Source organism: Burkholderia anthina, from assembly GCF_001547525.1.
GTDB classification, from domain to species: domain Bacteria; phylum Pseudomonadota; class Gammaproteobacteria; order Burkholderiales; family Burkholderiaceae; genus Burkholderia; species Burkholderia semiarida.
In genome coordinates this window covers 33,274-52,285 of sequence record NZ_CM003768.1, presented here as the reverse complement: position 1 = coordinate 52,285, position 19,012 = coordinate 33,274, and the positions used below count along the sequence as shown (strand labels likewise).

Genomic DNA, 19,012 nt, shown 5'->3' with positions numbered 1-19,012 from the left:
AGGGCCGGTCTTACCGGGCAGCTATAATCGCGGGACTGTTTTCCGGTATGCCTATGCAATCCACGACTCCTACGTCCCCGCCTCCCGCTCCGGAGCCGAAGAAGCGGCCCTGGTGGCTCAAAGTCCTGCTCGGCTTCGCCGCGATGTGCGTGGCCCTCGTCGTGGCCGGCGGCCTCGTGCTCGGCTACGCGCTCGTCGTGGCCTGGCCGAACATGCCGTCGCTCGATGCGCTGACCGACTACCGCCCGAAGGTGCCGCTGCGCATCTATACGTCCGATCACGTGCTGATCGGCGAATTCGGCGAGGAGCGCCGCGACGTCGTCCATTTCAAGGACGTGCCCGACTCGCTGAAGAAGGCAATCCTCGCGATCGAGGACGCGCGCTTCTACGATCACGGCGGCGTCGACCTCACCGGCATCATCCGCGCCGGCTTCGTCGCGCTGACGAACGGCCACGCGTCGCAGGGCGCGAGCACGATCACGATGCAGGTCGCGCGCAACTTCTTCCTGTCGAGCGAGAAGACCTACACGCGCAAGATCTACGAGATGCTGCTCGCGTACCGGATCGAGCGCGCGCTGACGAAGGATCAGATTCTCGAGGTCTACATGAATCAGATCTATCTCGGCCAGCGCGCGTACGGCTTCGCGAGCGCGGCGCGGGTCTATTTCGGCAAGGACCTGAAGGACATCACGCTCGCGGAAGCCGCGATGCTCGCGGGGCTGCCGAAGGCGCCGTCCGCGTACAACCCGGTCGTCAACCCGAAACGCGCGAAGGTGCGCCAGGAATACATCCTCCAGCGGATGCTCGAGCTGAACTTCATCACGCGAGAGCAGTACGACGAAGCGTCCGCGCAGCCGCTCGTCGTCAAGGGGCCGGGCCGCGATTTCAGCGTGCACGCCGAGTACGTCGCCGAAATGGTCAGACAGATGATGTACGCGCAGTATCGCGAGGAAACCTACACGCGCGGCTTCAACGTCGTCACGACGATCGATTCCGCGGACCAGCAGGTCGCATACACCGCGCTGCGCAAGGGCATCATGGATTACGAGCGCCGCCACGGCTATCGCGGGCCGGAGGGCTTCATCGAGCTGCCGGCCGGTGCCGACGATCGTGAACAGGCGATCGACGACGCGCTGCTCGAGCACCCCGACAACGGCGAACTGATCGCCGCGGTCGTGACGGCCGCGAGCCCGCGCCAGATCACGGTCGCGTTCATCGACGGCAGCAATGCGACGATCGACGGCGACAACCTGCGCTTCGCGTCGAGCGCGCTGTCCGCCAACGCGCAGCCGAACCGCCGCATCCGCCCCGGCGCGATCGTCCGCGTGGTGAAGAGCGATGCCGGCAAGTGGTCGATCACGCAGTTGCCGCAGGTCGAAGGCGCGTTCCTGTCGATCGTCCCGCAGGACGGGGCGATCCGCTCGCTCGTCGGCGGCTTCGACTACAACAAGAACAAGTTCAACCACGTCACGCAGGCGTGGCGGCAGCCCGGTTCGTCGTTCAAGCCGTTCATCTACTCGGCGTCGCTCGACAAGGGCCTCGGGCCGGCCACCGTGATCAACGACGGCCCGCTGTATTTCAGCGCCGCGGAAACGGGCGGCCAGCCGTGGGAGCCGAAGAACTACGGCGGCGGCTTCGAGGGCCCGATGTCGATGCGCACCGCGCTGCAGCGTTCGCGCAACCTCGTGTCGATCCGGATCCTGAACCACATCGGCACGAAATACGCGCAGCAATACATCACGCGCTTCGGCTTCGACGCCGAGCGCCATCCGGCCTACCTGCCGATGGCGCTCGGCGCCGGCCAGGTCACGCCGCTGCAGATGGCCGGCGCGTACTCGGTCTTCGCGAACGGCGGCTACCGCGTCAATCCGTACCTGATCGCCGAAGTCACCGATCCGAACGGCGCGATCGTCGCGCGCGCGCAGCCGCTCGTCGCCGAGCAGAATGCGCCGCGCGCGATCGATGCGCGCAACGCCTACGTGATGAACAGCCTGCTGCAGAGCGTCGCGCAGCGCGGCACGGGCGCGCGGACCAACGTGCTGAAGCGCACCGATCTCGCGGGCAAGACCGGCACGACGAACGACTCGCACGACGCGTGGTTCGCCGGCTACCAGCACACGCTCGCCGCGATCGCATGGATCGGCTACGACAATCCGCGCAGCCTCGGCGATCGCGAAACCGGCGGCGGCCTGTCGCTGCCGGTCTGGATCGACTACATGGGTGCGGCGCTGAAGGGCGTGCCGGAGTTCAAGCCGACGGTGCCTGAAGGCGTCGAGTCGCTCGGCGGCGAACTGTACTTCACCGAGTTCACGCCCGGTCACGGCTTCGTGTCGACGGTCGGCGTGCCGCAGGCGCCGGCCGCGCAGGACGTCGACGAAGCGGTGCCGCACGTCGACGAACAGGAAAAGCAGGACATCATGAACCTGTTCCGCGGCCACTGACGCGCAGCCACGGCCATGAAAAAAGCGCCCTGCGGGCGCTTTTTCTTTTGGTACGGCGTTCGGAGCGCAGCGCCCCGGCCGTCACGCGCTGAACGTGATCGGCAGGCCGGCCTGTTGGGTCGCGTATTCGGTGAGCGCCGAGAAGAACTCGGTGCCCGTGCGCGTATCGCGCCACGCGCCGTCGACGAAACGGTAGTGAAACCCGCCCGCCTTCGCCGCGATCCACACTTCCTTCATCGGCGGCTGCAGGTTGACGATGATCTTCGAGCCGTTCTCGAACGTCAGCGTCAGCACGCTGCCGTTGCGCTCCAGATCGATGCCGTGATCGCCGTCGTTCGCGACGTCCACGGTACGCTCGACGGCCGCCAGCACGGCCTCGGCACGGGCCAGGTATTCAGTATCGGACATGCTAAACTCTATCGGTTAAATTGTTCAGGGACGATCATGCGAGTCGTTTTCCGGATGAGCGCGATTGTAGCGGCTTTGGCGATTCTTGCCGGCTGCGGTCAAAGCGGCGCGCTCTATCTGCCCACCGTGCCTCCGATGCCCAAGCCGATCCAGCAGCAGAACACGCCGCCGTCGGATGTGAAACCGACCGACGAAAACGCGTCGTCCGACGAGACGCCCGATACGTCCGGCTCGCCGCTCACGCTGTCGCCCGAGTTGTCGAGCAGCGCATCGACCATGCCAGCCCCGGCATCGGGCCCGGCCGCCACGAAGTAACGACGCGATGCCGCCCGCGCGGCGCTCGAAACGAGGCGATGACTTCCCGGTCATCGCCTTTTGTTTTTCCGGGCCGCACCATCACGCACGCACGCGCCGCCATCCCCACGCAACCAGCCGCCAGCCGAGCAGCACGGCGACGATCGCCGCGTAGAGCTTCGGCTGCGCGAGATCGTGCTTGCCGGCCCGCATCCACCAGAAATGCAGCACGCCGAACAGCGCGATCGCGTAGATCGCTTTGTGCAGCGTCGCCCAATGGCGACCGAGCCGGCGCACCATCGCGCGGGGCGACGTCGCGGCGAGCGGAATCAGCAGCACGAACGCCGCGAAGCCGACCGTGATGAACGGGCGCTTGCCGACGTCCTTGAGGATCTCGACGACGTCGAACCACTTGTCGAACCACAGGTAGGTCGTGAAATGCAGCGTCGCGTAAAAGAACGCGAACAGCCCGATCATCCGGCGAAAGCGCAGCAGCGGTGCGAAGCCCGTCATGCGCCTCAGCGGCGTGACGGCAAGCGTGATGCACAACAGGACGAGCGTCCACAAGCCCGTCGAGCGCGTGATGAACTCGAGCGGGTTCGCGCCGAGCCGGTCGGTCAGCCCGAGCAGCACGAGGCGCGCGAGCGGATAGAGGCCGGCCGCGAACCCCAGCACCTTGGCCGGTGCGAGCCAGCGCGGCGCGGCGGGACGGACCGCGCCGGCCCGCGCCGTGCGTGCATCGGGCCCGGCGCTTGCCGCGCGCGCGGGCGTGAGCGTCGAAGGAGGCATGTCGTTTCTCACCGTCGCGCTCAGAAGTTCTTCTTCAGGTCCATGCCCTGATACATCGACGCGACCAGGTCGCCGTAGCCGTTGAACATCAACGTCTTGCGCTTCGGCGTGAAGAAACCGTCCTCGCCGATGCGCCGCTCGGTCGCCTGGCTCCAGCGCGGATGATCGACGTTCGGGTTCACGTTCGAATAAAAGCCGTACTCGTTCGCGGCATACGTGTTCCAGCTCGTCTTCGGCTGCTTGTCGACGAAGCGGATCTTCACGAGCGATTTCGCGCTCTTGAACCCGTACTTCCACGGCACGACGATTCGCACCGGCGCACCGTTCTGGTTCGGCAGCACCTGCCCGTAGACGCCCATCGTCAGCAGCGTCAGCGGATTCATCGCCTCGTCCATGCGCAGCCCTTCCGAGTACGGCCAGTCGAGCACGGGCGTCGACAGGCCCGGCATCTGCGACGGATCGGCCAGCGTGACGAACTGCACGTATTTCGCGTTGCCGGTCGGCTGCACGCGCCGGATCAGCTCGGACAGCGGCACGCCGATCCACGGGATCACCATCGACCAGCCCTCGACGCAGCGCAGCCGGTACACGCGCTCCTCGAGCGGCGCGAGCTTCAACAGCTCGTCGAGATCGAATACCTTCGGATGCTGCACCTCGCCCTCGACACTCACACGCCACGGACGCGGCCGCAGCGTGCCCGCGTTCTGCGCCGGGTCGCTCTTGTCGGTGCCGAATTCGTAGAAGTTGTTATAGGACGTGATGTCCTTGAACGGCGTGACCTTGTCGATCGCGACGAATTTCGGGTTCGTTTTTGCCGCGAGCCTCGCCGCCCGCGCGTCGGGGGACGCATACGCGGCAAGCGCCGCGCCGCTCGCGCCGAACAGGCCGCCGGCGGCCGCGAATCCGGCCGCCTGCAATACGCGCCGCCGGTTCTCGAATACCGCGCGCGGCGTGATCTCGCTCGACGCGATGTCCGCGCCGGTCAGTACGTTACGCAAAGGGCGTTTGATCCACATCGTCCAGTTCCTCCCGCATGCGCGGCGCGCATGCTTCATCAGCGTTCGACCCGGCCCATCGCGCGCCGTTCGACGCCTCGATCGCCCGCTCGTTACAAAAGAAAACCGCCGGGCACGCGGTGCACCGGCGGTTTGATAGTCGGACGAACGGCGAAAATCTTACAGCTTGCCGTAGCTGTGCAGGCCAGACAGGAACATGTTGACGCCGAGGAACGCGAACGTCGTGACCAGCAGGCCCGTGAGCGCCCACCACGCGGCCACCGCGCCGCGCAGGCCTTTCATCAGCCGCATGTGCAGCCACGCCGCGTAGTTCAGCCACACGATCAGCGCCCAGGTTTCCTTCGGGTCCCAGCTCCAGTAGCCGCCCCACGCTTCGGCCGCCCACAGCGCGCCGAGGATCGTCGCGATCGTGAAAAACGCGAAACCGACCGCGATCGACTTGTACATCACGTCGTCGAGCACTTCCAGCGTCGGCAGGCGATCGGCGAGGACCCCGCGCTCTTTCATCAGGTACGCGACCGACACCATCGCCGACAGCGCGAAGCTGCCGTAGCCGATGAAGTTCGCCGGCACGTGGATCTTCATCCACCAGCTTTGCAGTGCCGGCACGAGCGGCTGGATCTGCTGCGCATCGCGCGCGACCGAGTACCACATCAGGAAGCCGACCGCCGCGCTGATGACCAGCAGCACGAACGCGCCGAGCGAACGGGTGCCGTAGTGGCCTTCGTAATACAGATAAAGCAGCGCGGTGATCAGGCTGAACAGGACGAACACTTCATACAGGTTCGACACGGGGATATGCCCGACGTCCGCTCCGATCAGGTAGGACTCGTACCAGCGCACCATCAGCCCCGTGAAGCCCATCAGCACGGCGACCCACGTGAGCTTCTGGCCGATCGCGGCGCCCGTTTCCGAGCGCGCGAGCAGGCCGATCCAGTAGAAGATCGTCGCGAGCACGAACAGCGCGCTCATCCACAGGATCGCCGACTGGCTCGACAGGAAGTACTTGAGGAAGAACGCCGAATCGGCGCGCGCGAGATCGCCCTGGTAGATCTGGATCGACAGCAGCGACAGCACGGCGATCGACGCCATCATCAGCCGCGCGGGCTTCCAGCGCCAGCCGAGCGCGACAAGCGCCGGCACGGTGCCGATCATCACCGCCTTGTCGTAGTAATCCATGTGCGCGTTGTAGTGCACGAGCGCATAGCCCGCGCCCGCCACCAGCGCCAGGGCGAACAGCCAGTCGAACAGCGACAGGCGCGCGAGGAACGGACGGTCGTCGAACAGCGGCGACGATGCCGGCGCCGGAGCCGACGCCGTACGGGAAGAGGAAACTTGCGTGAGATCCATGATGTTACCGGGTGGAATTCTCGGAATCGGAACCGCCGCCGGCAGGCGGGCGGGCCGTCGAAGCCGCACCGGCGGGCGCGGCGTCGCGAGGTGCGGCGCGCAAGGCGGCGCCGGCCGCGTCGCGCGTCTGCACGAATTCTTTCTCGAAATCGAAGGTCTTGCGGGCCGTGGACATTGCCATCACCACATCGACGCCCGAACCGGCGTCCTTCAGCCAGAACCAGAGTCGCCGCTCGCGTACGTAGAACATCGAGAAGATGCCGGCGACCAGCAGCAGGCTGCCAAGATACACCAGATTCTTGCCGGGCGCGCGCGTCAACTGAAATACCGAAGCTTGCACCTGCTTGAACGAGTCGAGCTGCAAATAGACCGGCGATCCATACAGGAAGCTGTCGGATAGCGCGTTGATCGCGTTCTGCACGAAACGGATCGTGTCGGTGCCCTGCTGCGCGGCCGGCTCGCCGGCACGCTCGCGCGCGATCTGCCACACCTCCCACATCGAGCCCTCGAGCATCCGCAGCAGCAGGCTCGCGGCCTTCTCCTGCTCGCCCTTCGGCACCGAGCGGTCGATGAACGTCGCCACCGCCTGGAAGCCGCCGACCGGCTGGCCGTCCGCCCCGCGGCCGACGCTGTCGTCGCTCGCCGCAAAAAGGGTCAGCACCTTCGATGCGCTGTCCTGCAGACGGCCGCGCAGCGACGCATCGCCCGGCAGCGAGCGCTGCGCGAAGCGCGCGGCGGCTTCGGTGCGCACGGCCGGATCCTCGAGCGCGGCGCGCAGGCGCATCCATTCGCCGATCGAGTCCTGGCTGTCGGCCGGGATCCGCATGTAGCGGAACGGATCGTTCGGGCTCGCGCGCACGCCGGCGAGGAACACGCGCTCGCCGTTCATGTCGACGGGCAGCATGTAGTTGTTGAATTCGCGCGCCTGGCCGTCCTTGCCGCGGATCTTGTACTGCACCGACGGGCCGATGTTGTGAAGCTGCGTCGGCTTCGACGTCTTCGCGCCCGAGCCGAGCCGCTCGTCGAACACTTCCTTCAGCGAGCTGGTCGTCGCGACGCCGCGTACGTCCGGCTTGCCGTTCGCGTCGGCCATGTTCTCGACGTTGATCGCGCGGAAGTCGGAGAACTCGATCGTCTCGCCGTCGGCGCCCGGGACCTGCAGCGGCGCCGAACTGCCGATCGTGCCCTTCACGGGGACGGTCGCCGCACGGCTGCCCGTCATCGGATAGGCCGTCATCTGCATCTGCGAGCCGCCATCCTGGAAGCTCGACTGGTAGATCGACACGCCCTTGTACGTAAACGGCTTGTTGACCTCGACCCGCGCCGGGATCTTCCGGCCCGTCTCGCGATCGATCACGACGATGTCGCTCGCGAACAGCTTCGGCATGCCCGTCGTGTAGTAATCGACGATGAACTTGTCGAGCTGGATCGAGAACGGCAGGTCCTGGATCAGCGAGCCGCTCGGCTGGTTCAGGATCGCGGTCGACACGAACTGGCCCTCCGGCACCCACGCATAGCCGCGGAACGTCGGGTTCGACGCGGACAGCCGATGGTCGGGCGAGATCTCGCTGATCGTCGCGCTCGTGTTGACCGGGCTCTTGCCGAACATCAGCATCTGGAATTTGATCGGCAGGTTGCTGTCGAGCAGGCCGCCGATACAGATCACGACGATCGCGAGGTGCGCGGAGATGTAGCCCCATTTGGTCATCGCGCCGCGCTTCGCGGAGATCAGCGTCGCGCCGTCGGTTTCACGCACGACGTGCTTGTAGCCGGCCTTCGCGACGAACGTGGCGAGCGTCGCCGCGACGCTCGCGCGCGTGCCGGACGCCGTGTACTCGGCCTTGTGGTGGAATGCGCGCAGGCTGCCTTCGCGGACCTTGTCCTTCCAGCTCTTCGCGTCGGCGAGCATCTTCGGCGCGTTGCGGATCACGCACAGCGAGATCGACACGACGAGGAAGATCAGGATCAGCATGAACCACCACGCGCTGTACACGTTGTACAGGCCGAGCGAGCGGAAGATGTCCGCCCAGAACGGCCCGAACTGGTTCACGTAGTTCGGATACGGATCGTCCTGGGTCAGGACCGTGCCGATGATGCTCGCAATCGACAACACCACCAGCAGCGCGATCGCGAAGCGCATCGAGCTCAGCAGCTCGACCGCGCGTTTCGACGCACCGTGACTCGACTTCGACTGCAACCCCGACGTGGTAACGCTCATTCAAACTCCGACTAAGGGGACACGGCCCCCACGCTTACTCTGTTCGCTTCCGGGGCGCAGCCCCGATCGCCTGCATGCCCTTCCATTCCGGCTCGGCCCGGCGAGTGCCGACAAAAAAGAAGGGCGAGGCCACCGCAACGACGCGGCGCCCCACCCTTTTCTTGTTCTGACTCCGGCCGCCCTTCGGGCGCCCGGTCATTCCATTCGCGGCGGACCGCTCAACGCAGGCCCGCGATGTAATCCGCGACGGCCTTGATCTCGGTATCCGACAGCCGCGACGCGATCTGATGCATCGCCTCGTTGTTGTTGCGCGCGCCGGCACCCTGCTGGAACGCGGTCAACTGCGCGACCGTGTAATCGGCCCATTGCCCCGACAGACGCGGGTACTGGACCGGAATTCCCTGCCCCGTCGGCCCGTGGCAGCTCGCGCAGGCGGGGACACCCTTTTCCGCGATGCCGCCGCGATAGATCTTCTGGCCGATCGGCACGGTCGCCGCATCGCGCGCGGTACCGAGCTTCGTCGTCTGCGACCCGTAGTACGCGGCGACATTGCGCATGTCGTCCGCGCTCAACGCGCTCGCGAATCCGACCATCACCGCGTTGTTACGCGCCGGCCCCTTCGCGCCCGGCTGCGTCTTGAAGTCGTTCAACTGCTTGACCAGATATTCGGGATGCTGGCCGGCAAGCTTCGGGAAACTGCCCGACGCGCTGTTGCCGTCGGCGCCGTGACACGACGCGCAAACCTGCCCGGCAATCGCCTTGCCGCGGTCCAGATCCGGTTTGGCCGCATCTGCCGCGTTTGCCTCCGCTACGAAACCTACGAACCCTGCTGCAACCTGAAGCACCATCAGAGACTTGCACAGTCGATTCATTCGCACACCCTGTTTCGTCTTGTGGGAATTTGAGGTTCTGCAAAAAACGACGGCGTTCAGTCTACCGCAGAAGCCACATAAAAGCGCGAGGCAGGCGCCCGGTGGCCTTCGGTAAAACCGCCGTATTGTACAATATCGCGCTGAAAGCTCCCGCGCCTATCGGGGCTACCCCGCCTCCACCAAGCGGCTCGCGCCGCCCGTCCTTCCGGTTCCCATGGCCTTTCTGCTCCATCAAGCCCGCTTCTACACGACCGTCAACCATCTGCGCGACCTGCCGCCGACGGTCCAGCCGGAAATCGCGTTCGCGGGCCGCTCGAATGCCGGCAAGTCGACGGCGATCAACGTGCTGTGCAACCAGAAGCGGCTGGCCTTCGCGTCGAAGACGCCCGGCCGCACGCAGCATATCAACTACTTCTCCGTCGGCCCGGCCGCCGAGCCCGTCGCGAATCTCGTCGACCTGCCCGGCTACGGCTATGCGGAAGTGCCCGGCGCCGCGAAGGCGCACTGGGAGATGCTGCTGTCGTCCTATCTCGCGACGCGCTCGCAGCTCTGCGGCCTGATCCTGATGATGGATTCGCGCCGCCCGCTCACCGAGCTCGATCGCCGGATGATCGAGTGGTTCGCGCCGACCGGCAAGCCGATCCACACGCTGCTGACGAAGTGCGACAAATTGACGCGCCAGGAAAGCATCAACGCGCTGCGCAACACGCAAAAGGGGCTCGACGCGTATCGCGACCAGGGCGTGAAGGGCAAGCTGACGGTCCAGCTGTTCTCGGCGCTGAAGCGCACGGGGCTCGACGAGGCTCATGAACTGATCGAGAGCTGGCTGCGGCCGTCCGTCGCCGACGAAAAAGGCGAGCCTGTAGCACAATGAGCGGGCAACGCGCGGCTGGGATCGGCTGCGCGCACCTGACGGCACCTGCGGATTCGGCCGGCTCATAAAAAAACCCGCCGTTGAACGGCGGGTCAAACAGCCTAATCGAAAAACGACAGGCACCCGCTCAGGGAGGAGAAGCGGGGAGCTGCACGCAACGCGCGCCGCTCGATCGCTATCATATACCAACGATCTCGAAAATGACCTAAGGGTTCCGTAAGGTTCTTCTTGCCCTGATTTCTGCCAAATCGCCATGAGCTTCCATCCGCTTCATCGTCCGCGCCGGATGCGCCGCGACGACTTCTCCCGCCGCCTGATGCGCGAAAACCGCCTGACCACCGACGACCTGATCTACCCGGTGTTCGTCGTCGAAGGCACCAACGAACGCCAGCCCGTCCCGTCGATGCCCGGCGTCGAACGCGTGTCGGTCGATCTGCTGATGCACGTCGCCGAGCAATGCGTCGAACTCGGCGTGCCCGTGCTGTCGCTGTTCCCGGCCATCGAGCCGTCGCTGAAGACGCCGGACGGCCGCGAGGCGGCCAATCCGGAAGGCCTGATCCCGCGTGCGGTGCGCGAGCTGAAGAAGCACTTCCCCGAACTCGGCGTGCTGACCGACGTCGCGCTCGATCCGTACACGAGCCACGGCCAGGACGGTGTGCTCGACGAGAACGCCTACGTGATCAACGACGACACGATCGAGATCCTGGTCGACCAGGCTCGCGCGCAGGCTGAAGCCGGCGTCGACATCGTCGCGCCGTCGGACATGATGGACGGCCGCATCGGCGCGATCCGCGAGATGCTGGAAAGCGACGGCCATATCCATACGCGGATCATGGCCTACTCGGCGAAGTTCGCGTCGGCGTTCTACGGCCCGTTCCGCGACGCGGTCGGTTCGGCGTCCAATCTGGGCAAGGGCAACAAGATGACCTACCAGATGGACCCGGCGAACAGCGACGAAGCGCTGCGCGAAGTCCGCCTCGACATCGACGAAGGCGCCGACATGGTGATGGTCAAGCCCGGCATGCCGTATCTCGACATCGTGCGCCGCGTGAAGGACGAATTCCGCTTCCCGACCTACGTGTACCAGGTGAGCGGCGAGTACGCGATGCTGAAGGCGGCCGCGATGAACGGCTGGCTCGACCACGACAAGGTCGTGCTCGAATCGCTGCTCGCGTTCAAGCGCGCGGGCGCCGACGGCGTGCTCACGTACTTCGCGCTCGATGCCGCGCGTCTGCTGAAAGCGCAACGCTGATCGCGCACCGGCACGCACCTGCAAAAAACGGCGGAACACCTTGGTGTTCCGCCGTTTTTTGTTTACCGTCGATCGCGGTTGTCAGCCGGCCCGAGTCTTCTCTTCCGCGATTCGCCTCCGGCGGGCCATCGTCATACCGTCGGAACGGCTGCCCGGTCGAGGCTGCGCAAGAAGGTGTCGGCCGCCTGATAGCCGACCACGCGGCCGATCTCGTTGCCGTTGCGATCGAAGAAGATGATGCCCGGCGGCCCGAACAGGTTGAAGCGCTTGAGGAGCGCCTGATCGTCCGCGTTGTTCGCGGTGACGTCCGCGCGCACGAGGTGAAGCCGCGCGAGCCGCGCCTGCACGCGCGCGTCGGTGAACGTCAGATGTTCCATCTCCTTGCAGCTCACGCACCAGTCGGCGTAGAAGTCGAGCATCACGGGCTGGCCCGATGTCTTGAGCAGCGCATCGAGTTCGCCAATGGAGCGCACCGGCGCGAACACGGGGCCATCCTGCGCGGCAGCCGCGCCGGCCGTCGCCGCGCCGCCGGACGCCACCGTACGCGCCGCCAGCACGGCCAGCGGCTTGACGGGATCGGTCGAGCCCGCGGCCAGGCCGACGAGCAGCGTCGCGGCCCAGATCGCGAGCGCGGCCCCCACGCCGCGGCCCAGGCGGCGCCAGATCGACGCAGCGCCGGCATTCGGCGTGAACAGTCCGAGCGCCGCGGCCGCGATCAGCAGCCACAACGCCGCGAGCACCATCTTCAGCCCGCCCGCCAACACCGGCCATACGATCCACAGCGCGGCAGCGAGCAACACGATGCCGAAGAACACCTTCACGCCGTCCATCCACGCGCCCGCGCGCGGCAGCACCGTGCCGGCCCCGACGCCGACGACCAGCAGCGGCACGCCGAGCCCCAGCCCCATCGCGAATAGCGCGGCACCGCCGAGCAACGCATTGCCCGTGTGCGCGATGAACGCGAGCACGGCGAACAGCGGCGCCGTCATGCACGCGCCGACGACCAGCGCCGACAACGCACCCATCGCCGCGACCGCGACGAAGTGGCCGCCCTGCCGCGCGCTCGATGCGTCGGCCGCGCCGTTCTGCCAGCGCGCCGGCAGCGCGATGTCCCTGCCCGAGATCAGCGACACCGCGAACGCGGTCAGCAGCACGCCGAACGCGCCGAGCACCCACGGGTTCTGCAACCACGCGCCGAGGCTCTGGCCGATCAGCGCGGCGGCGATGCCGAGTACCGTGTAGACCAGCGCCATGCCGATCACGTAGGTCAGCGACAGCGCGAAGCCGCGTGCGTGCGTCGCGCGCGTGCCCTGGCCGATGATGATTGCGGACACGATCGGAATCATCGGGTACGAACACGGCAGCAGGCTCAGCACGACACCCGCGACGAAGTAGAGCGCGACGATCGTGAAGAAGCCGTGGCCTTCGAGCAGCGACTGCGCGAAATCGGCGCTCGTGACCTTGTCGAACCAGCTACCCGCGGCAGCCGTGTCACCGGACGACGATGCGGCGCCGAGCGCGGCGCCGTCGACCTTCACCACGTGCTCGGCCGGCGGATAGCAGATCCCTTCGTCCGCGCACCCTTGCGACGTCACCGCAAGCTCGAACGGCCCGGCCGCCTGCTTCACCGGCACGTGAACGACGACTTCGTCACGATAGGTCTCGACGTCCTTCTGGAACGTCTGGTCGAACTTCACGTGGCCGGCCGGGTACTGCGGCTCGCCGAGCGTCGCCTGGCCGCGCTTCACCGCGAACGCGAAGCGCTCGCGGTACATGTAGTAGCCGTTGGCGATCTTGAAGCGGACGTCGACCTGTCCCGGCGATTCGCTCGCGCTGAACTTGAACGCAACCGACGGATCGAGGAAATCGTCGGCAGCGCGCGCGGCGGACAGGCCGCCCAGCACGAGCACGAACGACAACAGGACCGCAAGAAACCGCAGCGCGCGCACGCGCACCGAAAGCGCCATACCGTTAAACATGAAATTGACGTTGAGTTTCGCTGGTCACCCATTGGCCATACGCGGCCGATGCCGTCGTCTGCCACGAGACGATTTCGGGCGTCTCGTACGGATGATGCGCGAGAATAAATCGCTCCAGTTCGAGCGCCCGGATGGGGCTCGTCTTGAACAGCAACTGGATCTCGTCGGCCGTTTCGACCTTGCCCTGCCAGTGATAGCGCGACTTGATCGTGCCGAGCTCCGACACGCACGCCGCAAGCCGCGCGTCGAGCGCGCCGTCGGCGAGCGCCGCGGCCGTCGCCGCATCGGGGACCGTCGTCAGCATCAGCACCACTATCATCCGCGCTCTCCTCGCTGGTCTGCCGGCTCCTGCCCGCGCCCCGTTACCCGTTCAGGAACCGCGCCGGTTGCCCGTATCGTAGCGCAGCCCGCGCGACGCTGCCGGCACCGGCCTGCGACAATCGATCGCAGCCGGCATCTCAAAAACAAAAAGGGCCAAGCAATTGCTCGGCCCCTTTCAGATACTGCTGCGTACCGGAAGCTTACTCAGCTTCTTGCACGTTTTCCGTTTCGTCGACTTCCGGACGGTCGAGCAGTTCGACCAGTGCCATCGGTGCGTTGTCGCCCACGCGGAAGCCGAACTTCAGCACGCGCAGGTAGCCGCCCGGGCGGTTCGCGAAACGCGGGCCGAGCACGTCGAACAGCTTCGCGACCGAGTCACGATCGCGCAGGCGGTTGAACGCCAGGCGACGGTTTGCCAGCGACGGCTTCTTGCCGAGCGTGATCAGCGGCTCGACGACTTTACGGAGTTCCTTCGCCTTCGGCAGCGTCGTCTTGATGACTTCGTGCTCGATCAGCGAGTTGGACATGTTACGGAGCATAGCCAGACGGTGGCTGCTCGTGCGGTTCAGTTTCCGCAGACCATGACGATGGCGCATTTCAGTTTCCTTGATTCAAAGTTTTGATCCAGCTCTTCTATCGCACCTCGGAGGGTGCACGGGCCGGTAACGAAAAAAAGCAAGATGCGGATTTTAAAGGAAAATCCGCATCTTTGCCAACTACAGCTATAGCGAGGCTACAACCGGGCTTACTTGTCGAGACCAGCCGGCGGCCAGTTCTCGAGCTTCATGCCCAGCGTGAGACCGCGCGAAGCGAGCACTTCCTTGATCTCGTTGAGCGACTTGCGACCGAGGTTCGGCGTCTTCAGCAGCTCGTTTTCCGTGCGCTGGATCAGATCGCCGATGTAGTAGATGTTCTCGGCCTTCAGGCAGTTCGCCGAACGAACCGTCAGCTCGAGATCGTCCACCGGACGCAGCAGGATCGGATCGATCTGCGGTGCACGCGACGGCGCTTCGGCTGCCGTTTCCGTGCCTTCCAGCGCCGCGAACACGGACAACTGGTCGACCAGGATGCGGGCCGACTGGCGGATCGCTTCTTCCGGCGTGATCACGCCGCTCGTCTCGATGTTCATCACGAGCTTGTCGAGGTCGGTACGCTGCTCGACACGTGCGCTCTCGACAGCGTAGCTCACGCGGCGAACCGGCGAGAACGATGCGTCGAGGACGATGCGACCGATGATCTTGGCCGTGTCTTCGCCGTAGCGACGGACGTTGCCGGGCACATAGCCGCGACCCTTTTCGATCTTGATCTGAACGTCGAGCTTGCCACCCTTCGACAGGTGCGCAATCACGTGATTCGGATTGATGACTTCGCAATCGTGAGCCAGCTCGATATCGCCGGCCGTCACGACGCCTTCGCCTTCCTTGCGCAGCGTAACCGTCACTTCGTCACGGTTATGCAGCTTGAACACCACGCCCTTCAGGTTCAGCAGCAGGTTGACGACGTCTTCCTGCACGCCATCCAGCGTCGAGTACTCGTGCACCACGCCCGCGATCGTGACTTCGGTCGGCGCGTAGCCCACCATCGACGACAGCAGCACGCGGCGAAGCGCATTGCCCAAGGTGTGGCCGTAACCGCGTTCAAACGGTTCCATGACCACCCTCGCGTGGTTCTCGCCCAGCGATTCCACGGCGATGATCTTGGGTTTCAGCAAACTGGTTTGCATGGGCTTTCCTTTTCAATACCCTCGGCTCGTTACACCGATAAGGCTGACCGGTAACAACCAGAAAATAAACAGCCGAGGCCCCTCCTTGCGCAACGCAATCGGGGTACCTCGGCCGTCAATCGGATTAACGCGAATACAATTCGACGATCAGGCTTTCGTTGATGTCGCCTGCGATTTCAGCGCGTTCCGGCATTTGCTTGAACGTGCCTTCGAACTTCTTCGCATCGACTGCAACCCAGCTCGGCATGCCGCCTTGCTCGGCCAGCGACAGCGCTTCGACGATACGCGCCTGCTTCTTCGCCTTTTCGCGGATCGCGATGACGTCACCCGCCTTCACTTGCTGCGACGGGACGTTTGCGACGACGCCGTTCACGGTGATCGACTTGTGGCTCACCAGCTGACGCGCTTCAGCGCGGGTTGAGCCGAAACCCATGCGATACACGACGTTGTCGAGGCGCGATTCGAGCAGTTGCAGCAGGTTTTCACCCGTGTTGCCCTTGCGGCGATCGGCTTCAGCGAAGTAACGACGGAACTGACGTTCCAGCACGCCGTAGATACGCTTGACCTTCTGCTTTTCGCGCAACTGCGTACCGTAGTCGGACGTACGTGCGCCCGAGGTACGGCCGTGCTGACCCGGCTTGCTGTCGAGCTTGCACTTGTCGGCGAGCGAGCGGCGCGCGCTCTTCAGGAACAGGTCGGTGCCTTCACGGCGGGACAGCTTGGCTTTGGGGCCGATATAACGTGCCACTTTGCATTCCTTTATCAATCAGTCACGCGGATCGGAATCCGCGCTAGTCCGCTCCCTTTGGGGCGAACGGTGGGCTTAGTCAATCAAAAAAGCAACGCCCGTCGACGCTGAGCGGCGACAGGCAATGCGCTAGCACGAGCGTGCCAGCACATCCTTAGATACGACGACGCTTCGGCGGGCGGCAGCCGTTGTGCGGAATCGGGGTGACGTCCGAAATCGCGGTGATCTTGATGCCGAGGCCGTGCAGTGCGCGCACTGCCGACTCGCGACCCGGGCCCGGGCCCTTGATCCGCACTTCCAGATTCTTCACGCCGTATTCCATCGCGACGCGGCCAGCCGACTCGGCTGCGACCTGAGCAGCGAACGGCGTCGATTTGCGCGAGCCCTTGAAGCCCTGACCGCCCGACGTCGCCCATGCCAGAGCGTTGCCTTGGCGATCGGTGATCGTGATGATCGTGTTGTTGAACGACGCGTGAACGTGAACCACGCCTTCAGCGACGTTCTTCTTAACCTTCTTGCGAACGCGTTGCGCCGCGGTGTTCGAAGCCTTAGCCATTACGTTTTCCTGTAACTGTCAGTTCCGCTTACTTCTTCAGCGCTTGCGCTGCACGACGCGGACCCTTGCGGGTACGTGCGTTCGTACGCGTACGCTGACCGCGCATCGGCAGGCCCTTGCGATGACGGACGCCGCGGTAGCAACCGAGGTCCATCAGGCGCTTGATGTTCATCGTCACTTCACGGCGCAGATCGCCTTCGACGACAAACTTGCCTACTTCTTCACGCAGCTTTTCCAGGTCTGCGTCGGTCAGATCCTTGACCTTCTTCGAAAAATCGACGCCAGCTGCCACGCAGATGCTGCGCGAACGGGTGCGGCCGATACCGAAGATAGCCGTCAGGCCGATCTCGGTATGCTGGTGATTCGGGATGTTAACCCCTGCGATACGAGCCATTGTTTTTCCTCAAACAAAAAGCGCAAACAAACGCGCGGTCAGCCTTGGCGCTGCTTGTGGCGCGGATCCGAGCTGCAGATCACGCGAACGACGCCTTTGCGCTTGATGATCTTGCAATTGCGGCAAATGCGCTTAACCGATGCCATCACTTTCATGATAATACCCTTTTTTCAAATCACTTCGCCCGGAACACGATCCGCGCACGAGACAGATCGTAAGGCGTCAATTCAACCGTCACCTTGTCGCCCGGCAGGATGCGGATGTAGTGCATCCGCATCTTCCCGGAAATATGCCCCAACACGACATGGCCGTTTTCCAGCTTCACGCGGAAGGTCGCATTCGGGAGGTTTTCAATCACCTCACCCTGCATCTGGATTACATCGTCTTTGGCCATAGTCCTTTCAACGCATCGGGATGTTGCCGCCCTTGAAGTTTGCCTTCTTGAGCAGCGACTCATACTGTTGCGACATAACGTACGACTGCACCTGCGCCATAAAGTCCATCGTGACGACGACAATGATCAGCAGCGACGTTCCACCAAAATAAAACGGCACGTTCCAGCGCAGCACCAGGAATTCCGGCAGCAGACACACGAAGACGATGTAGATCGCACCGGCCAGCGTCAGACGCGTGAGGATGCGGTCGATATATCGCGCGGTCTGATCGCCCGGACGGATGCCCGGAACAAACGCGCCGCTCTTCTTCAGGTTGTCCGCGGTCTCCCTGCTGTTGAACACCAGTGCGGTGTAGAAGAAGCAGAAAAACACGATCGCCAGCGTGTACAGCAGCACATAGACCGGCTGGCCCGGCTTCAGCGCTTCCGCAACGTTATGCAACGTATTGGAAATCCAGCTTCCCGTCGGCTGACCGGTACTGAACCAGCCGAGAATCGTTGCCGGGAACAGAATGATCGACGATGCGAAGATCGGCGGAATCACGCCCGACATGTTCAGCTTCAGCGGCAGATGCGACGACTGCCCACCGTAGATCTTGTTGCCGACCTGGCGCTTCGCGTAGTTCACGAGGATCTTGCGCTGACCGCGTTCGATGAACACGACCAGGTAAGTCACCGCGGCGATCAGAACGACGATGATGATCGCCGAAATGATGCTCATCGAACCCGTACGCACCAGTTCGAACAACCCACCCACGGCATTCGGGAACCCTGCTGCGATCCCGCCGAAGATGATGATCGAGATACCGTTGCCCAGACCACGCTCGGTAATCTGCTCGCCGAGCCACATCAGGAACATCGTGCCCGTTACCAGCGTCACGACCGTCGTCAGACGGAACAGCATGCCGGGATCGGTGACGAGGCCCGGCTGATTTTCCAGCGCAGCCGCGATACCGAACGCCTGGAAGGTCGCGAGCACCACGGTGAAATACCGCGTGTACTGCGTGATCTTCCGTTGCCCTGCCTGCCCTTCCTTCTTCAGCGCCTCGAGCTGCGGCGAAACGATCGCCAGCAACTGCATGATGATCGACGCCGAGATGTACGGCATGATCCCCAGCGCAAAGATCGTGAAGCGGGAAAGTGCGCCACCCGAGAACATGTTGAACATGCCCAGGATGCCGCCCGCCTGGCTCTGGAACAGCTTGGCCAGTTGATCCGGATCGATGCCCGGCACGGGAATGTGCGCGCCGATGCGATAGACGATCAGCGCCAGGAGCAGGAACATCGCTCGCCGGCGCAGATCGCCGAATTTCGCCGTGCTTCGACCGGGTTTTGCAAGACTCGGGCTGTTAGCCAAGTACCTTCTCCGATGAATGCAAGTGA

The 19,012-nt window shown here is 64.4% G+C and carries 20 protein-coding genes; 4 read left to right on the top strand and 16 right to left on the bottom strand.

Annotation, left to right across the window (positions count from 1 at the left end; all coding sequences use genetic code 11):
- Positions 1 to 53 precede the first annotated feature (53 nt).
- Positions 54 to 2,441, top strand: coding sequence for a penicillin-binding protein 1A (locus WS64_RS00310; protein WP_099315995.1), 2,388 nt, complete (start codon positions 54 to 56; stop codon positions 2,439 to 2,441).
- An 81-nt stretch (positions 2,442 to 2,522) separates the two neighbouring features.
- On the opposite strand, the gene cyaY is transcribed toward WS64_RS00310, so the two are convergent.
- On the bottom strand, positions 2,523 to 2,849 hold the full coding sequence (cyaY, locus tag WS64_RS00305) for an iron donor protein CyaY (protein ID WP_060965480.1): 327 nt from the start codon (positions 2,847 to 2,849) through the stop codon (positions 2,523 to 2,525).
- Between the two features lie 36 nt (positions 2,850 to 2,885).
- On the opposite strand from cyaY, the gene lptM reads away from it, so the two are divergent.
- On the top strand, positions 2,886 to 3,164 hold the full coding sequence (lptM, locus tag WS64_RS32020; RefSeq protein WP_081066463.1) for an LPS translocon maturation chaperone LptM: 279 nt from the start codon (positions 2,886 to 2,888) through the stop codon (positions 3,162 to 3,164).
- Between the two features lie 81 nt (positions 3,165 to 3,245).
- On the opposite strand, the gene msrQ is transcribed toward lptM, so the two are convergent.
- The 5 genes from msrQ to WS64_RS00280 all read right to left on the bottom strand — a co-directional run bounded on the left by msrQ (position 3,246) and on the right by WS64_RS00280 (position 9,388).
- On the bottom strand, positions 3,246 to 3,932 hold the full coding sequence (msrQ, locus tag WS64_RS00300; RefSeq protein WP_060965479.1) for a protein-methionine-sulfoxide reductase heme-binding subunit MsrQ: 687 nt from the start codon (positions 3,930 to 3,932) through the stop codon (positions 3,246 to 3,248).
- A gap of 20 nt (positions 3,933 to 3,952) precedes the next feature.
- The gene (gene msrP / locus WS64_RS00295) at positions 3,953 to 4,948 is read right to left on the bottom strand and encodes a protein-methionine-sulfoxide reductase catalytic subunit MsrP (protein ID WP_060966861.1); all 996 of its coding nucleotides are present in this window, start codon (positions 4,946 to 4,948) and stop codon (positions 3,953 to 3,955) included.
- 159 nt (positions 4,949 to 5,107) lie between these two features.
- Entirely contained in the window at positions 5,108 to 6,298 is a 1,191-nt protein-coding gene (gene ccsB / locus WS64_RS00290; protein WP_060965478.1) for a c-type cytochrome biogenesis protein CcsB, read from the bottom strand.
- Positions 6,299 to 6,302: 4 nt separating this feature from the next.
- Positions 6,303 to 8,516 carry a cytochrome c biogenesis protein ResB gene (locus WS64_RS00285; RefSeq protein ID WP_059577348.1) on the bottom strand — a complete coding sequence of 738 codons (2,214 nt, stop codon included), beginning with the start codon at positions 8,514 to 8,516 and terminating at the stop codon, positions 6,303 to 6,305.
- Positions 8,517 to 8,734: 218 nt separating this feature from the next.
- The gene (locus WS64_RS00280) at positions 8,735 to 9,388 is read right to left on the bottom strand and encodes a c-type cytochrome (protein ID WP_059640224.1); all 654 of its coding nucleotides are present in this window, start codon (positions 9,386 to 9,388) and stop codon (positions 8,735 to 8,737) included.
- A gap of 214 nt (positions 9,389 to 9,602) precedes the next feature.
- On the opposite strand from WS64_RS00280, the gene yihA reads away from it, so the two are divergent.
- Both yihA and hemB read left to right on the top strand, forming a co-directional pair.
- On the top strand, positions 9,603 to 10,262 hold the full coding sequence (gene yihA / locus WS64_RS00275) for a ribosome biogenesis GTP-binding protein YihA/YsxC (protein WP_059640226.1): 660 nt from the start codon (positions 9,603 to 9,605) through the stop codon (positions 10,260 to 10,262).
- Between the two features lie 253 nt (positions 10,263 to 10,515).
- The gene (gene hemB, locus WS64_RS00270) at positions 10,516 to 11,514 is read left to right on the top strand and encodes a porphobilinogen synthase (protein ID WP_059640228.1); all 999 of its coding nucleotides are present in this window, start codon (positions 10,516 to 10,518) and stop codon (positions 11,512 to 11,514) included.
- Between the two features lie 131 nt (positions 11,515 to 11,645).
- On the opposite strand, the gene dsbD is transcribed toward hemB, so the two are convergent.
- From dsbD to secY, 10 genes are all read right to left on the bottom strand, one after another.
- The gene (gene dsbD, locus WS64_RS00265; RefSeq protein ID WP_060965477.1) at positions 11,646 to 13,493 is read right to left on the bottom strand and encodes a protein-disulfide reductase DsbD; all 1,848 of its coding nucleotides are present in this window, start codon (positions 13,491 to 13,493) and stop codon (positions 11,646 to 11,648) included.
- Entirely contained in the window at positions 13,486 to 13,812 is a 327-nt protein-coding gene (gene cutA, locus WS64_RS00260) for a divalent-cation tolerance protein CutA (protein ID WP_059640232.1), read from the bottom strand. The genes dsbD and cutA overlap by 8 nt, the downstream gene beginning before the upstream one ends.
- A gap of 202 nt (positions 13,813 to 14,014) precedes the next feature.
- Positions 14,015 to 14,410, bottom strand: a complete 396-nt coding sequence (gene rplQ / locus WS64_RS00255; protein WP_006477175.1) for a 50S ribosomal protein L17 — start codon at positions 14,408 to 14,410, stop codon at positions 14,015 to 14,017.
- 149 nt (positions 14,411 to 14,559) lie between these two features.
- Positions 14,560 to 15,537 (bottom strand): DNA-directed RNA polymerase subunit alpha, encoded by a 978-nt coding sequence (locus tag WS64_RS00250; protein ID WP_006477176.1) that lies wholly within the window; start codon positions 15,535 to 15,537, stop codon positions 14,560 to 14,562.
- 124 nt (positions 15,538 to 15,661) lie between these two features.
- Complete coding sequence (gene rpsD, locus WS64_RS00245; protein WP_059577365.1) at positions 15,662 to 16,285, bottom strand: 30S ribosomal protein S4; 624 nt, start codon at positions 16,283 to 16,285, stop codon at positions 15,662 to 15,664.
- A 154-nt stretch (positions 16,286 to 16,439) separates the two neighbouring features.
- Positions 16,440 to 16,841, bottom strand: a complete 402-nt coding sequence (rpsK, locus tag WS64_RS00240; protein WP_004197937.1) for a 30S ribosomal protein S11 — start codon at positions 16,839 to 16,841, stop codon at positions 16,440 to 16,442.
- Positions 16,842 to 16,869: 28 nt separating this feature from the next.
- Entirely contained in the window at positions 16,870 to 17,235 is a 366-nt protein-coding gene (gene rpsM, locus WS64_RS00235) for a 30S ribosomal protein S13 (RefSeq protein WP_006400641.1), read from the bottom strand.
- Positions 17,236 to 17,273: 38 nt separating this feature from the next.
- A complete protein-coding gene (gene rpmJ / locus WS64_RS00230) occupies positions 17,274 to 17,390 on the bottom strand; it encodes a 50S ribosomal protein L36 (RefSeq protein ID WP_004199844.1) in 117 nt (38 codons plus the stop codon).
- Positions 17,391 to 17,410: 20 nt separating this feature from the next.
- On the bottom strand, positions 17,411 to 17,629 hold the full coding sequence (gene infA / locus WS64_RS00225) for a translation initiation factor IF-1 (protein ID WP_004521905.1): 219 nt from the start codon (positions 17,627 to 17,629) through the stop codon (positions 17,411 to 17,413).
- Between the two features lie 7 nt (positions 17,630 to 17,636).
- Positions 17,637 to 18,986: a preprotein translocase subunit SecY gene (secY, locus tag WS64_RS00220; protein ID WP_006482915.1), complete on the bottom strand. Its 1,350-nt coding sequence runs from the start codon at positions 18,984 to 18,986 to the stop codon at positions 17,637 to 17,639.
- Between the last annotated feature and the right edge of the window lie 26 nt (positions 18,987 to 19,012).